This window comes from Janthinobacterium sp. PSRC1-1 (assembly GCF_049897525.1).
Lineage (GTDB): Bacteria > Pseudomonadota > Gammaproteobacteria > Burkholderiales > Burkholderiaceae_D > Janthinobacterium > Janthinobacterium tructae.
Genome location: NZ_JAFCWK010000009.1, coordinates 80382 through 94628 on the forward strand (window position 1 = coordinate 80382; position 14247 = coordinate 94628).

Consider the following 14247-nt stretch of genomic DNA (forward strand, 5'->3'; position numbering starts at 1 on the left):
AGGCTTTCAGCCTGATTTCAAGCTGATTTCAGCTGGATTCAGGCGGCGTTCAAGGCCTGCTCCAGGTCTTCGCGCAAGTCGTCGATATGCTCGATGCCGACCGACAGGCGCAGCATGTCTTCCGACACGCCGGCCTTGGCCAGTTCCGCCGGATTGAGCTGGCGGTGCGTGGTGGACGCCGGGTGGGTGGCCAGCGACTTGGCGTCGCCGATATTGACCAGGCGCGTAAACAACTGCAGGGCGTCGAGCACGCGGGCGCCGGCTGCGCGCGGATCTTCGCCTTCGGCCAGCTTCAGGCCGAACGACAGAATGCCCGAGGCGCGGCCATTCATGTATTTTTTCACCAGGGCGTGGTCCGGGTGGTCTTCCAGGCCCGCGTAATTGACCCACGCGACTTTCGGATGGTGTTTCAGGTGTTTGGCCAGGGCCAGCGTGTTGTCGCAGATGCGGTCCATGCGCAAGGCCAGGGTCTCGATGCCCTGGATCAGCTGGAAGGCGCTCAAGGGCGAAATCGCCGCGCCCATGTTGCGCAGCGGGACCACGCGCGCGCGGCCGATGAAGGCGGCGGGGCCGAACGCTTCCGTGTAGACCACGCCGTGATACGACACGTCCGGTTCGTTCAGGCGTTTGAAGCGTTCCTTGTGTTCGGCCCACGGGAATTTGCCGCTGTCGACGATGGCGCCGCCCACGGTGGTGCCGTGGCCGCCCAGGTATTTGGTCAGCGAATGGACGACGATGTCGGCGCCATGCTCGATGGGGCGGAACAGATAGGGGCTCGGCACCGTGTTATCGACGATCAGCGGGATGCCGTGCGCGTGCGCGATTTCGGCCAGTTTGGCCACATCGGTGACATTGCCCAGCGGGTTGCCGATCGATTCGCAGAAGATGGCCTTGGTGCGCGCATCGATCAGCGCGGCGAAGGTCTCGGGCTGGCGCGCGTCGGCGAAGCGCACTTCGATGCCGATCTGCGGCAGGGTGTGGGCAAACAGGTTGTAGGTGCCGCCATACAGCTGGCTGGCGGAGATGAAATTGTCGCCCGCCTCCGCAATGGTCTGGATCGCGTAGGTGATGGCCGCCATGCCCGACGCCACGGCCAGCGCGGCCACGCCGCCTTCCAGCGCCGCGACGCGCTTTTCCAGCACATCCTGCGTGGGGTTCATGATGCGCGTGTAGATATTGCCGGCCACTTTCAGGTCGAACAGGTCGGCGCCATGCTGGGCATTGTCGAAGGCGTAGGCCACCGTCTGGTAGATGGGGACGGCGGCGGCCTTGGTGGTCGGGTCGGGGGTGTAGCCGGCGTGCACGGCCAGGGTTTCGATTCTCATATGGTCTCCGGTTCGAATGGGCTGCGGTGGTGAAATCCGCAGCCATTGTGCCATGCGTCCGTTAACTCGATGCTACGCTTGATAGAATATTAAGTCATAAGCTAGTGCATGCCTGATATAAGCCGTGCAGTTCTTCCCGATTGATGAAGCGTTCATGCGTGCCGGGGCTGGCGCAGGCGAATGCGCCGGCGATGGCGCCGCGGCGCATGGCGGTGTCCAGGCCAGCGTCGTCCAGCCAGGCCTGCAGGAAGGCGGCCACGAAGGAGTCGCCGGCGCCATTCGTGTCGACCACGGGCAGCGTCAAGCCTGCCGTCGGGTAGTGGCGCACTGCGCCGCCGCCCCGTTCCAGCAGGTAGGCGCCTTCCGCGCCGGCCATGGCCACGACAAGCTGCGCGCGGCCTTCCGCCATGATGGCGCGCATGACATCGTCGCGCCGCTCGCCCAGCGCGGCCGTGCTGAGGAAGACCAGGTCGGCGCGCAGGGCAAACACCTTGTGGTGCGGGTTGACGCCATCCCAGTCGTGCAAATCGGTCGACACCGTGGTGCCGCACGCTTGCGCATCGTCAAACAGCTCGGCCACCCAACCCATGATGGAAAAGTGCGCGTGGCGCGCCGGGCCCAGGTAGGGAAGATAGAAGGCGGCCGGCATGCGCAGGTCTTCCGGATGGCGGCCGTCGTACAGCGACATCCTGCGCCCCTGCGGGTCGACCAGGTTGACGCTGCGCCGCGTGCCGGACGGCTCGACGATGTGCGAGAAATCGAGCCTGGCCTCCTTGTAGCGCTGCAGGATGGCCGCGCCTTGCGCATCGTCGCCGATGAAGTCGATGAACTTGCAGCGCAAGCCCAGCGCGTGGCAACCGAGCGCCACGCCATTGCCCGTGTGCGCTACATAGTCGCGGATGGCTGGCACGTGCACGGAATCGGCGACGGGCAATTGCAGGGAAGGGACGCGCACGATGGTGTCGATGCCGGCGCCGCCGACCACTAAGATGTCATAGCTACTCATGGTGCTGCCTTTTCTAACAGGACGGTGCCGGCCGCGTTCACGGCGACGGCGCCATTGCTGACGGTGTAGGTTTGATTGGTGTAGGCATCGCGCAGCTTGCTGCCATCGGCGAACACGCCGTGCACCTTCAGGTCGAGCGCGCCTTGCGCTTCGGGCACGGCGATGACGGCGTCGCCATCGATTACGCGGGCAAACGCATACGGCTGTTCATGGATTAATCTGTGCTCGCCGCGCGCCAGCGCAGGGTGGCGTAGGCGGAACTGGCCCAGCTTGCGCGCATGCGCCAAGGTGGCGGCGTCCATCGAACTCCAGTTCATGTCGGAGCGGGTCGCCTGCTGTTCGTCGCCGATGGGTGCGGCGCCAGGCTGGCGCGCGCTTTCATCGCCATAGAACAGCTGCACGCCACCGGGCGCCAGCAGCAGGGCGGACAAGCCATGTTTCAATTGATTGCGCGGGAACAGGCTGGTGTCGTGCGAGGAGATATATGACAGGATGTCATGGCGGGGACGCTTATTCAGCAAGCCCGCGTACTGGCGGTACACGCCATCGATGCTTTTCCAGTCGCCGCCGGCGCGATGCTGAAAGTCGAAATTGATCATCGAGTCGAAGCCGGCGTCATGCCAGCTGCTGCGCTCGGGGCCATGGCCCCACGCTTCGCCCGTCATCCAGAACGGTGCGTCGTCGATCTTTTGCTGCGGATGGCGCGTTTTCCAATCCTTGAGGGCGTCGCTGGCGGCCGCGCGCAGTGCCAGCCAGCTGGCCGGTTCCACGTGCTTGACGGTGTCGGCCCTGAAACCGTCGACGCCGAATTCGCGCACCCAGTCTGCCAGCCAGTGGACCAGGTAGCCGCGCACGGTGGTGTCGGGCAGGGCCACGGCGCGCGTGTCGCTTTTACGCTGCAGGATGGGCGGCAAGCCCACGGCCTTGCCGCTCTCCGTGCGGAAGTCGGGCAGATATGCCAGCTGCATGGTGAAATCGTCCTTGCCGCCGTCGGCATAGCCTGGCAAGCCGGCGCGCACCCAGTCCGGGCCCCACCACTGCGCGAATGCGAAGTTGTTGTAGTCGATGAAGCTGTGATAGTCGCGCAAGCCGGCCTTCTCGTGGCCGGGCCACAGCACGGGCACCTTGTATTGCGCCAGGGTGCGCAAGTCCGCATAGCCGGGGTGGTTCAGCACCACGTCGAACAGCACGCGGATGCCTTGCGCATGGGCAAGATCGATCATCTCGCGCAATTCTTCGCGCGTGCCCATGTTGGCGTCCATGGTGGTGTAGTCGAGCGCCCAGTAGCCGTGGTAGGCGTAGTGCTGGAATTGCTGCTTGCCGCCCACCACCCAGCCATGGATCTGCTCGTACGGCGCCGTGATCCACAGGGCGTTGACGCCCAGGTCTTGAAAATAGCCGGCTTTCAGCTGCTGCGTGATGCCGGCGATGTCGCCGCCGTGAAAGCTGCCGACATCGCCGCCTTGCGGGTCGGCCGCGCGGCCATAACTGTGGTCGTTGCCGGGGTTGCCGTTGGCGTAGCGGTCCGTCACGGCGAAGTAGACGATGGAGTTGTCAGCGAAGCTGACGCTCCCTGCCTGCGCCGAAGCGCTGAAGAGCAAAGCGGCGAGGGCGGTCAGCACGGTCTTCATGTCAGCCCTTCACGCCGCCAGCCGTCAGGCCGGAGATCATCCACTTCTGCGCCAGCAGGAATACAGCCGTGATGGGCAGGCCGGACAAGATGGCTGCCGCGGCGAAGTCGCCCCACAGGTATTTTTGCTCGTACAGGAACAGTTTCGAACCGACGGCCAGGGTCAGGTTGTTCTGTTCATGCAGCAGCACGGAGGCGATCGGATATTCGATGATGGCGCCGATGAAGGACAGCAGGAAGACCACCATCAGGATGGGCACCGTCATCGGCAGCAGCACGTAGATGAACGCCTGCCATTGCGTGGCGCCGTCGACCTTGGCCGCTTCCTCGATCTCGATGGGAATGGTTTGATAGTAGCCCTTGATGGTCCAGATGTGCAGGGCGATGCCCCCCGTGTAGGCCAGCACCAGGCTGCCGTGGTGGTCGATGCCCAGCCACGGCACGTAGTTGCCCAGCACGTCGAAGATGGCGTAGATGGCCACCAGGGCCAGCACGGCGGGGAACATCTGCAGCAGCATCAGGGCCGACAGCGTTTGCGACTTGAAGCGGAACTGCATGCGCGCGAACGCATACGCGCAGGTGGTCGACAGCAGCACGGTGACGGTGGCGCTCATGCTGGCCACCTTGATGGAATTCCATAGCCACAGCAGCACGGGGAAGTCCGGCTCGACCAGGGTGCCGTTGGGCGCCTGGTAGGACATGCCCAGCGCCAGTCGCCAGTGTTCGAAGCTGATCTCGGGCGGAATCAGACTGCCCGAGGCGAAGTTGCCGGGCCGCAGCGAGATCGACAAGATCATCAGGAAGGGGAACATCACCAGCGCGATCAGCGCGATCACGGCGACGTGGGCCGCCAGGATGCGCCAGCGGTTGGAACGGTCGACAACGATAGCCATGGTCTGTCCTTTATGCTTTGTTCATGCGCGTCAGGCGCATGTTGACCAGCGAAATCGCGGCCACGAGGAAGAAGATCAGGGTCGAGATGGCGGCGGCCAGGCCGAAGTTCTGGCCGGAATCCTCGAACGCGATGCGGTAGGTGTAGGACACGAGCAAGTCCGTCGTGCCGGCCGGTAACGTCGTGTCGAGGAAATCGGGACGCCCGCCCGTCAGCAAGCTGATCAGCACGAAATTGTTGAAATTAAAACCCAGGCTGGCCACCATCAAGGGGGTCAACGGCTTGATGATCAGCGGTAAGGTGATCTTGAAGAAATTCGTCAGCGGTCCCGCGCCGGCCAGGGCCGACGCTTCGTACAGGTCCGACGGGATCGCCTTGATCAAGCCCATGCACACGACCATCATGTAGGGGTAGCCGAGCCAGGTATTCACGATCAAAATCATGGCCTTGGCCAGGGTGGTGTCCGAGAACCAGGCGGGCTTGATGCCGAACAGGGCGTCGAGCACGAGGTTGATCTCGCCAAAGTTATTGTTGAACAAGCCCTTGAAGACCAGGATGGAGATGAAGCCCGGTACGGCGTACGGCAGGAACAGCAGGGTGCGGTACAGGCCGCGGAAGCGCAGCGCATCCCAGTTCAAGAGCACGGCCAGCACCATGCCCAGGCCCGTCGTGGTGGCCACGCTGATCAGCGCGAAAACGACGGTCCACACAAAAATGCGCAGGAAGGGGCCGCGGAACGCTTCATCGGAGAAAATCTTCACGAAGTTCGCGAAACCCACGTTGACCTTGAAACCCGGTTCCAGTTTCGTGCCGTCCGGCATTTCATAAAAGCCCGTCTTGAAGTTCGGTGTCACCAGTTCGCCCGTGGCGACTTTCTTGAGTGTTTTGTCGGGAAGTTGCTTGTAGACATGCGCGACGGGGCCGAATTCGCGCAAGCCCACCATGCGCAGCTCGATCTTGTTCGGCAGCACGAGGGTGAGCAGCTTCAAATCCTTTTGCAGGGCGATGATGTCCTTGATGGGCAGCGGCGGGGCCAGCACGGGCGCCTGCACGGGGTCCAGCGGCGCCACCTCCACGGTCAAAGGTACGGCGCGCTTCAGGGCCAGCGGCTCGGACAGCAGCACCTCGCCCGTGTCCGGGCTTTCCAGGCGCAAGCGGTATTCCTTGTTGTCCGGGTGCACGGTCAGCGCATAGCCCGTGCTTTCCACGCGCTGCGTCTCGTCCAGCAAATATTGCGTGGCCCGCTCGTAGGTGAGCAGGTTGCGTGAACTGAAATTGGTAAAGCCGATCGACACCGTGTACACCATCGGCAGCAGCACGAAGACGATGACCGCCGTGATGCCGGGAAACAGATAACGGTAGGCATAGGCGCGCGGCGACGTGAAGACAAACGTCGTCAGGGTCAGCAAGCCGAGGAAAACGGCGGCCAGCATGGTCTGGCCGGAAATGTACAACATGAAGAGCAGATACAGACCCAGCGCCATGCTGATGGTCAATACCGTAGGGCCTATAAACTTGCGCACGATGGATACCTGTAATGATACGTAGGTCGGATTAGGCCCAAAGGGCCGTAATCCGACAACATTGTTGGCGGCACATGTCGGATTACGCGCTACACGCTAATCCGACCTACGCTCAAACAAAATATGGCTTAATTGGCGGTCGTAATCCGCTTCGCCGCCGCGTCCAGGCCATCCTTGGTGGTCTGGCGGCCTTGCGTGATGTTTTCCAGCGCCGATTGCATCGACGACCAGAAGCGGCCCATTTCCGGGTTGTTCGGCATCGGGCGGCCCGCTTGCGCGCTTTCCATCGTCGCCTGGATGTTCGGATTGGTTTTCAATTCCGCGAACAGCACTTTATTAGCTGGCGTGCCCAGCGGGACGTCGGCGTTGATGGTTTTCAGGCCATTGAGCTGCAGCATCTGGTTTTCCAGGAATTCCGTCGCCAGGTCCTTGTTCGGGCTGGCTTTCGAAATCATCGCGCCCAGCACGCCCACGAATGGGGTGGCCGTCTTGCCTGCGACGGTAGGAATCGTCGCCACGCCGTAATTGATCTTCGATTTGCGCGCGTTGTCCCACGACCATGGGCCGTTGATCATCATGGCGATCTTGCCCTGGTTAAAGCCCGCTTCCATCTCGGCATAGCCGGCGCCCTTCGGCATGGCGCCGCTGTTGATCAGGCTCATCAGCGCATTCACGCCCGCCTGCGAACCGGCATTGTTGACACCCGTCTTGGCCGCATCGTAGCGACCATCGGACTTGACTTCAAACGGGAAGCCGCCGCCCGCGCCCAGCAAAGGCCACGTGAAATAGGTATTCGTGTAATCCCACAGGATGGCTTTCTTGCCTTGGGCGGAGAGTTTCTTGTCCAGCGCGGCGATTTCCTCGAACGTCTTGGGCGGGTTCGGCACCAGGTCCTTGTTGTAGACGAGGGCCACGGCTTCGATGGAGATCGGGTAGCCCCAGGTCTTGCCGCCCACGGTAAACGCATTCCACGCCAGCGGCAGGATGGCGGCGCGCGCTTCCTTGCTTGGCGTCACTGGTTGCAGCAAGCCGGCGTCGATCCAGCCGCCGATGCGGTCATGCGGCCAGATCCAGATGTCCGGGCCCTTGCCGGCGGCCGCTGCCTGCTGGAATTTGTTTGGCGCATCTTCCGGGTGCTCGACGACGACCTTGATGCCCGTCTTCTTGGTGAATTCCTCGCCGACCTTGGCCAGGCCCTTGTAGCCCTTGTCGCCATTGATCCAGATCAACAGGGTGCCTGCTTCGGCCGCGTTCGCCATGCTGACGGCGGCCAGGTTGCCGATGCCGGCCAGGGCGGCGGCGATCAGGGTGGTTTTGATGAAGCTGCGTTTCGGGTGCGTGAAGGACATGTCAATCTCCAGTATCTTTTTTTATGCTAAGTTTATGTTGAGTATCAAGGCTGAAACGATGCAACCAGGCCAGGCGGCGCCTGTAGCGCCTGGCCCCTTAATTCGGGTGTCAGGTCCGTGTCTGGCCGTGCTCGTCGAACACGTGGACGCGCGCGGGCGCCACCTGCAGCGCCACGGACTGGCCAATGGCCCAGTCCGTATCGGCATCGGCACGCACCACCAGCGGCTCGTCGCCGCCCGCTACCTGTACATACAGATAGCTGATGTCGCCCAGTTTTTCCACCGCCTGCACGGTGGCCGTGATGGCGGCAGTGGCGCCGGGCGCGCACGCCTGCACGTGTTCGGGGCGCGCGCCGACGGTGACGGGGGTGCCGCTGGCCAATGGTTGCGTCAACGTCGCCTGCAGCATGCCGCCCGCGTTGGTGGCGATCGTGGCCACGCCGTCGGCATAGCTGTGGATCTTGCCTTTGAGGAAGTTCATGCGGGGCGAACCGAGGAAGCCGGCCACGAACAGGTTGGCGGGGTGGTGGTACAACTCCAGCGGCGCGCCCACCTGTTCGATGCGGCCCGCGTTGAGCACGACGATGCGGTCGGCCAGGGTCATCGCTTCGACCTGGTCATGCGTGACGTAAATCATGGTCGAGCGCAATTCGCGGTGCAGATTCGCCAGTTCGATGCGCATCTGCACGCGCAGCGAGGCGTCCAGGTTGGACAGCGGTTCGTCGAACAGGAAGACGTCGGGTTTGCGCACGATGGCGCGGCCGATGGCCACGCGCTGGCGCTGGCCGCCCGACAAGTCTTTTGGTTTGCGTTCAAGCAAAGGCTCGATGCGCAGGATTTGCGCGGCGCGCTGCACGGCGTCGGCGATTTGCACCTTGCTCATGCCGGCCAGCTTCAGGCCGAAGGCCATGTTCTGCGCCACGCTCATGTGCGGGTACAGGGCGTAGCTCTGGAATACCATGGCGATGCCGCGCTTGGCGGGCGGCACGTCGTTCATGCGCGTTTTGCCGATGAACAAGTCACCGCCGCTGATTTCTTCCAGGCCGCAGATGCTGCGCAGCAAGGTGGATTTGCCGCAACCCGAGGGTCCCACGAAGACCATGAATTCGCCATCGGCGATCTCCAGGTCGATGCCGTGCAGGGTTTGCACGTCGCCATATGCCTTCTTCAGGCCTGTTAACTTCAGTCCAGCCATGTCTCCATCCTCATTCTGTCAATTCGGCCCCGCTGATGCGCGGGGCTCGTTATTGTAATTGGCGGCACGGCCGCCAAAGCCTGCGATTTACGCCAGGGTGCCGAACCAGCCGCCATGCGGTGGCAGGCTGATCTGCTGGCCATCTTTGCTGCCTGGCAAGCCGTGACCGGCCAGGTCGGCCGCTGCAGCGGCGGCCGGCAATTCAAACGTGACCGTTTCTGTGCCCAGGTTGAAGGCGGCCAGCACGGACTGTTGGCCGGCCAAGTCGCGGCGCAGGGCCAGCACGGGTTCCGGCGCATCGAAGAAGACGATATCGCCGCGCAGCAATTGCGGCAGGGTGCGGCGCCAGGCGAGGATGTTCTGCGCAAAGCGCAGCGGCGACGCGGCATCGTTTTCTTCGACATCGACGGCGCGCGCCAGATGCTCGGGCGGCACGGGCAACCAGGGTTTTGCCGAACTGAAGCCGCCATGCGGCGCGTCAGCCACCCACGGCATCGGCGTGCGGCAGCCGTCGCGACCCTTGAACTGGGGCCAGAACGGGATGCCGTACGGGTCTTGCAATGCCTCGAAAGGAATGTCCGCCTCCGTCAGGGCCAGCTCGTCGCCCTGGTACAGGCACGGCGTGCCCTTCAATGCCGCTTGCACGGCCAGCACCACCTTGGCCAGCGAGGGCGACGGATTATCTCCGCCCCAGCGCGTCATGACGCGCACGCTGTCGTGGTTGCCCACGGACCAGGAAGCCCAGCCGTCGGCCACTTGCGCTTCGAATTCTTCCACCTGCGTGCGGATGTGCGCGGCCGAAAACTCCGCCGTCAGCAAGTTGAAACTGTAAGCCATGTGCAGCTTGTCGGCGCCCGTGTAGGCGGCCATGGTGGCCAGCGCATTGTCGTCGCCCACTTCACCGATGGAAATGGCCTGGTATTCATCGAGCACGGCGCGCACGCGCTGCAGGTAGGCGATGTTTTCCGGCTGCGTCTTGTCGTACACGTGCGCCTGCATGCCGTACGGGTTGATGGCCGACACGCTGCTGGCGTCGCGCTGGGCGGCTGGCGGATTGTCGCGCAGCAACTGGTCGTGATACGGGAAGTTGCAGGAATCGAAGCGGAAGCCATCGACACCGCGTTCCAGCCAGAAGCGCAGGTTGTCCAGCTGCGCTTGCTGCACGGCCGGGTTATGGAAATTCAGGTCGGGCTGGCTGGCGAGGAAATCGTGCAGGAAGTACTGGCCGCGGCGCGGCTCCCATTGCCAGGCGGAACCGCCGAACACGGACAGCCAGTTGTTGGGCGCCGTGCCATCGGGTTTCTGGTCGGCCCACACATACCAGTCGGCCTTGGCATTGTCGCGGCTGGAGCGGCTTTCCACGAACCACGGGTGGACGTCGGACGAGTGCGACAGCACCTGGTCGATCATCACTTTCAAGCCCAGTTCATGGGCGCGCGCCACCAGGCGGTCGAAATCGGCCAGGGTGCCAAACATGGGGTCGACGTCGCAGAAGTCGGCCACGTCATAGCCGAAGTCTTTCATCGGCGACGTGAAGAAGGGCGAGATCCAGACGATGTCGGCACCGAGGGCGGCGATGTAATCGAGCTTGGAGGTAATGCCGGGCAAGTCGCCGATGCCGTCGCCATTGCTGTCGAGGAAGCTGCGTGGGTAGACCTGGTAGATGACGGCGCTGCGCCACCAGTCGGCGGGCAGGTTGGCGAGATTGTTCTGGATGGTCGGCATGAATGATTTCTTAAAAGTTGCCTGTAGCCTTGGCTATCAGGGCAGCGCTGCTGGTTGGTAGGCGAACGTCTTATTTTAAAATTCAAAGCGCTTTGGGTATGAAATGAGTATAGTTCAAAGCGCTTTGAAAAGTAAAGCGATACCGTGTGCCGAAACCGTGAAATTTTTTCGAGGCCGCGGCCCGGCACCGTGGCGCCTGCCGCGCGGCACGGGCCGCCTGCACTGTCCCTGTTTTCCAGCGCCTGTGCGGGTGGAACAGTTGCATAATGGCGGCATCGTCGTGCGCCGAGGAAGCCTGTTCTGGCCCTGCACAAGGCGAAGACACGAGGGTTGCGCTTTCTACCGATGAAAATTCTTTACCGCCAAGCATTACTCTATCGTTTCATCGTGATATTTTTCCTGCTGTTCATCCTTGGCGCGCATGCGGCCAGGGCCGATGTGGTTGCCGACGGGCATGCCGTCACCATCAGCGGCCGCATCGGATTGGAAGAGTATGAAAAGTTATCTGCAATTCTTGCAACTGAGAAAATTTCCAAGGTCGTCTTCAAGAATTCAGGCGGCGGTTCATTTTCCTGGGGGCTCAGGATCGGGAAATTAATTGCAGAAAAAAAGCTAACAACGGTTGCCGAAGGCATTTGCGCATCGGCATGCGCAATCGCATTCATGGGCGGCGAGGTGAGGGAATTTTCCTCCGAACAGCCCGATTCGGCCCTGATGTTTCATCCTGGATTTGAGCCAGGGCGCCAGATGCCGGCCCTGGAGACCAAGGTGATTTTGCTGGCATGGCTGGAAGCGCGGACCGGGCAGCCTTCGCCAGCTGATTTTTCGGCGGCGATGAACAGGATTACAGAACGCAAAGGCGGTGTGTATGTTCTCTCACCCACCCATGGCCTGGCCTTGAAAAAAGGAGTTTCCGTCCTGTTCTGCGAGGGGAGCGAAGACAAGGTCAGCCAATGTGCTGGGCAGGCTGCGGCAAGCGCGCAGCAGCTGCAGATTGTCTCGCCAAGCCAGGCCCGCTGAGGCGCACGCCGTCCACGCTGCTCCAGGGCGGCGGCGCAGGGGCATCAGGCCGCTACCGGCCCCGCCGACTCGCCCGGCAACAGTTCGCACGGCCACAGTTCCTGCAGGTCGGCGACGGGCGTGCCATCCATCAGGGCCAGCAGCATGTGGATCATCTTCGCGCCGGCGCCGCGCGGGTCGGGCTGGACGACGGTGGTGACGTTGTGGCCGGCCAGGGAATCTTCCATCACGCCCCAGACGATCAGCGACATTTCGCTGCCGATGGCGATGCCTGCGTCGAGCAGGGCGCGCACGGCGCCCACGCCCGACATGTGATTGTCGACGATGACGGCGGTGGGACGGGGCGAGCGGGCCAGCAGGCGCTGCATCGCCTGGTAGCCGGCGCGGCGGTCGTGCGCATTGTCGACCAGGTTGTCCGGATCGATGGCCAGGCCGCCCGCCTGCATGGCGTGCTGGAAACTCTCGACGCGCTGGCGCACGAAGTTCAGGTCCGGCGTGGCGCTGATCAGGCCGATGCGCTGGTGGCCCAGCTGCGCCAGGCGCTCGACGGCCAGTCGCATGCCCGCCTCGTTGTCGTAGTCGAACCAGGCGTGCGGCTGGTTCAGCTGCGTGCGGCCATGTGCGACAAACGGCATGCCTTGCTGTGCCAGGTAGGCGATGCGCTCGTCGTACGGTTTGGTGCGCCCGACGATCAGGCCATCGATGCGGCGGCCCTTGACCATGCGTTGATAGGTGTGGAATTCATTGGTGGCCGACGCGGGCGCGATCATCATGTCCATCTGCTGCGCTTCCAGCGCTTCCGACATGCCGCCCACGATGTCGATGAACATGGGGTCGGCCAGGTCGTTCGGCATCAGCGGGTAGATGATGCCGACGATATTCGTGCGTCCCACGGCCAGGCTGCGCGCCATGGGATTGGGACGGTAGCCGGCGGCCTGCGCGGCGGCCAGCACCCGCTCGCGCGTGCGTTCGCTCACTTCCGGATAGCCATTCAAGGCGCGGCTGACGGTGGTTTCGGATATTCCTAGCGTTTTGGCGAGATTTTTGAGGTTCATGGATGCTGCGTCTGGGGGGGATCGGGAGCGATGCAGGGTAGTTTATCTGATAAATGCCGGAATGATCAGGGGGATGACCAGCGGCGGCGGCGCCCAAAAAAATACGCGGGCAAACCCAGGGGCGCCCGCGCTAAAAGAGGATACTGCTGAATCACTACAGTGAAGCTGCCGGCCATCGCGTGCAGCGGCGAAATGGTGGGTCCGGATATTCCTTGCCCCTGAAAAAGCGGGCGGTGTTGCTGCCACCGGCAAGCGTCCGGGGACGCTTGCCAACGTTCTAGAGTCCCGCGCTTACCACCAGGATTCCACTTGGAAACCGACGGAGCTGCCGTTGGTCTTGCCACCGAACACGCCCGTCGACGACAGCGCCGATTCGGCGGCGGCGGCCGACTGGGCTGCCTTGTTCCATTTGGCGTAGGTGTAGAAGGCGCGCAGCACGGGACGCGACCAGAAGCTGTTGCCGGCCGACAGTTGCGGCGCGAAGGTCAGCTTGGTCAGGTTGCGGCTCTCGCCGCCTTCCGGCTTGACGATGTCATGACCCAGTTCCACTGCCAGGCTGTAGTTGTCCGTGAAGTGGTAGACGGGACGCGCGCCGATCGAGGTCCACTTGCTGCTCACGCCTGCCGTTTCCTTGTCTTCGTAGACGAAGGTGCCCATGCCCGACCAGGCGCCTTTGGGCTGGATCATGATCTGTTCCGTCAGGCGCACGACCTTGTCATCCTTGTTGGCGCCCAGGTTGAAGCCGCCCGTGTTGGCGGCGCTGCCTTTGCCATACTGCAATGCCACCTTGTTGAAGCCGCCCAGCAGGTTGCCCTGCGTATGCATGATGGTCAGCAAGTGGCCGCTGGCGATGGGGGCCGCGCCTTGCGCGTTGCGTTTCTGGTTGAATTGCAGGCCCAAGGTCAGTTCACCGTCCGGGTTGACCTTGATGCCGGAAAAGCGCAGGTCGTGGGACAGGCCCATGCGCTTGCTGTCGCCGTCGTCGGCCGTGCGCACGACGGCGTAGGCCAGCTTGGCGGCGCCCAGGTCGATGTTTTCCAGGCCGGCGCCAGGGCCGCTGTTGTTCCAGAAGTAGTAATCGGTGATGTGCACGTCCTGGCGGTCGTAGTAGCGCTTGCCGACCCAGGCGCGCGCTTCGGCGAAGGCGCCCGTGCCGATCTTGTCAGCCACCACGTTCATTTCGCGCCACGACGGGTCCGATTGTTCCCAGTCCTGATTCTGGTTGACGGAAAACGCCACCAGGGTGTTGATGCGGAAGGTGGTGCCGTTGGCTGCCTTGAAGGCTTCGCCGCCGAATTTCAGCTCGCCGTAGGTTTCGCACTCATTGCCCAGACGATACTTGGACGAGGCGCCGGCCAGGCCGAAACAGGCTTCCTTGCCGCCTTCGCTGCTGGTGCCGAAGCCCGAGCGGATGTAGCCGCCGAAGTCGATCGGCAGGGCAGCCTGGGCAGCCGAAGCGCTCAAGGCCAACGCCACGGCGGCAGGCAAAGTTTTCAAGAAATGTTTGTTCATTGCGTCTCCAGTGTT

The 14247-nt window shown here is 62.9% G+C and carries 11 protein-coding genes; 1 reads left to right on the forward strand and 10 read right to left on the reverse strand.

Going from position 1 to position 14247, the window contains the following annotated elements; translation table 11 throughout:
- Positions 1-38: 38 nt before the first annotated feature.
- The 8 genes from ACP7DW_RS19700 to ACP7DW_RS19735 all read right to left on the reverse strand — a co-directional run bounded on the left by ACP7DW_RS19700 (position 39) and on the right by ACP7DW_RS19735 (position 10645).
- Positions 39-1325, reverse strand: coding sequence for an O-acetylhomoserine aminocarboxypropyltransferase/cysteine synthase family protein (locus ACP7DW_RS19700; protein WP_426056269.1), 1287 nt, complete (start codon positions 1323-1325; stop codon positions 39-41).
- A 94-nt stretch (positions 1326-1419) separates the two neighbouring features.
- The gene (locus ACP7DW_RS19705) at positions 1420-2331 is read right to left on the reverse strand and encodes a carbohydrate kinase family protein (protein ID WP_426056270.1); all 912 of its coding nucleotides are present in this window, start codon (positions 2329-2331) and stop codon (positions 1420-1422) included.
- Entirely contained in the window at positions 2328-3962 is a 1635-nt protein-coding gene (locus ACP7DW_RS19710) for an alpha-amylase family glycosyl hydrolase (RefSeq protein ID WP_426056271.1), read from the reverse strand. The genes ACP7DW_RS19705 and ACP7DW_RS19710 overlap by 4 nt, the downstream gene beginning before the upstream one ends.
- Before the next feature lies 1 nt (position 3963).
- Positions 3964-4854: a maltose ABC transporter permease MalG gene (gene malG / locus ACP7DW_RS19715; protein WP_099759769.1), complete on the reverse strand. Its 891-nt coding sequence runs from the start codon at positions 4852-4854 to the stop codon at positions 3964-3966.
- 10 nt (positions 4855-4864) lie between these two features.
- Entirely contained in the window at positions 4865-6376 is a 1512-nt protein-coding gene (malF, locus tag ACP7DW_RS19720; protein ID WP_426056272.1) for a maltose ABC transporter permease MalF, read from the reverse strand.
- A 128-nt stretch (positions 6377-6504) separates the two neighbouring features.
- Complete coding sequence (gene malE, locus ACP7DW_RS19725) at positions 6505-7725, reverse strand: maltose/maltodextrin ABC transporter substrate-binding protein MalE (RefSeq protein WP_426056273.1); 1221 nt, start codon at positions 7723-7725, stop codon at positions 6505-6507.
- 109 nt (positions 7726-7834) lie between these two features.
- Positions 7835-8920 carry an ABC transporter ATP-binding protein gene (locus ACP7DW_RS19730; protein ID WP_426056274.1) on the reverse strand — a complete coding sequence of 362 codons (1086 nt, stop codon included), beginning with the start codon at positions 8918-8920 and terminating at the stop codon, positions 7835-7837.
- An 87-nt stretch (positions 8921-9007) separates the two neighbouring features.
- Positions 9008-10645 carry an alpha-amylase family glycosyl hydrolase gene (locus ACP7DW_RS19735; RefSeq protein WP_426056275.1) on the reverse strand — a complete coding sequence of 546 codons (1638 nt, stop codon included), beginning with the start codon at positions 10643-10645 and terminating at the stop codon, positions 9008-9010.
- 345 nt (positions 10646-10990) lie between these two features.
- Here ACP7DW_RS19735 and ACP7DW_RS19740 point away from each other — a divergent pair, with 345 nt between their 5' ends.
- Positions 10991-11665 (forward strand): hypothetical protein, encoded by a 675-nt coding sequence (locus ACP7DW_RS19740; RefSeq protein WP_426056276.1) that lies wholly within the window; start codon positions 10991-10993, stop codon positions 11663-11665.
- A 44-nt stretch (positions 11666-11709) separates the two neighbouring features.
- Here ACP7DW_RS19740 and ACP7DW_RS19745 read toward each other — a convergent pair whose 3' ends face one another.
- On the reverse strand, positions 11710-12720 hold the full coding sequence (locus ACP7DW_RS19745) for a substrate-binding domain-containing protein (RefSeq protein WP_426056277.1): 1011 nt from the start codon (positions 12718-12720) through the stop codon (positions 11710-11712).
- Between the two features lie 291 nt (positions 12721-13011).
- On the reverse strand, positions 13012-14232 hold the full coding sequence (locus ACP7DW_RS19750) for a maltoporin (RefSeq protein WP_426056278.1): 1221 nt from the start codon (positions 14230-14232) through the stop codon (positions 13012-13014).
- Positions 14233-14247 lie beyond the last annotated feature (15 nt).

Bases quoted from the DNA above. Each gene is read 5' to 3' on its own strand.
- ACP7DW_RS19750 (WP_426056278.1), bottom strand. From the start codon at position 14,232: ATGAACAAACATTTCTTGAAAACTTTGCCTGCCGCCGTGGCGTTGGCC.
- ACP7DW_RS19740 (WP_426056276.1), top strand. From the start codon at position 10,991: ATGAAAATTCTTTACCGCCAAGCATTACTCTATCGTTTCATCGTGATA.
- malG (WP_099759769.1), bottom strand. From the start codon at position 4,854: ATGGCTATCGTTGTCGACCGTTCCAACCGCTGGCGCATCCTGGCGGCC.
- ACP7DW_RS19700 (WP_426056269.1), bottom strand. From the start codon at position 1,325: ATGAGAATCGAAACCCTGGCCGTGCACGCCGGCTACACCCCCGACCCG.
- ACP7DW_RS19745 (WP_426056277.1), bottom strand. From the start codon at position 12,720: ATGAACCTCAAAAATCTCGCCAAAACGCTAGGAATATCCGAAACCACC.
- ACP7DW_RS19730 (WP_426056274.1), bottom strand. From the start codon at position 8,920: ATGGCTGGACTGAAGTTAACAGGCCTGAAGAAGGCATATGGCGACGTG.
- malE (WP_426056273.1), bottom strand. From the start codon at position 7,725: ATGTCCTTCACGCACCCGAAACGCAGCTTCATCAAAACCACCCTGATC.
- ACP7DW_RS19705 (WP_426056270.1), bottom strand. From the start codon at position 2,331: ATGAGTAGCTATGACATCTTAGTGGTCGGCGGCGCCGGCATCGACACC.
- ACP7DW_RS19735 (WP_426056275.1), bottom strand. From the start codon at position 10,645: ATGCCGACCATCCAGAACAATCTCGCCAACCTGCCCGCCGACTGGTGG.
- ACP7DW_RS19710 (WP_426056271.1), bottom strand. From the start codon at position 3,962: ATGAAGACCGTGCTGACCGCCCTCGCCGCTTTGCTCTTCAGCGCTTCG.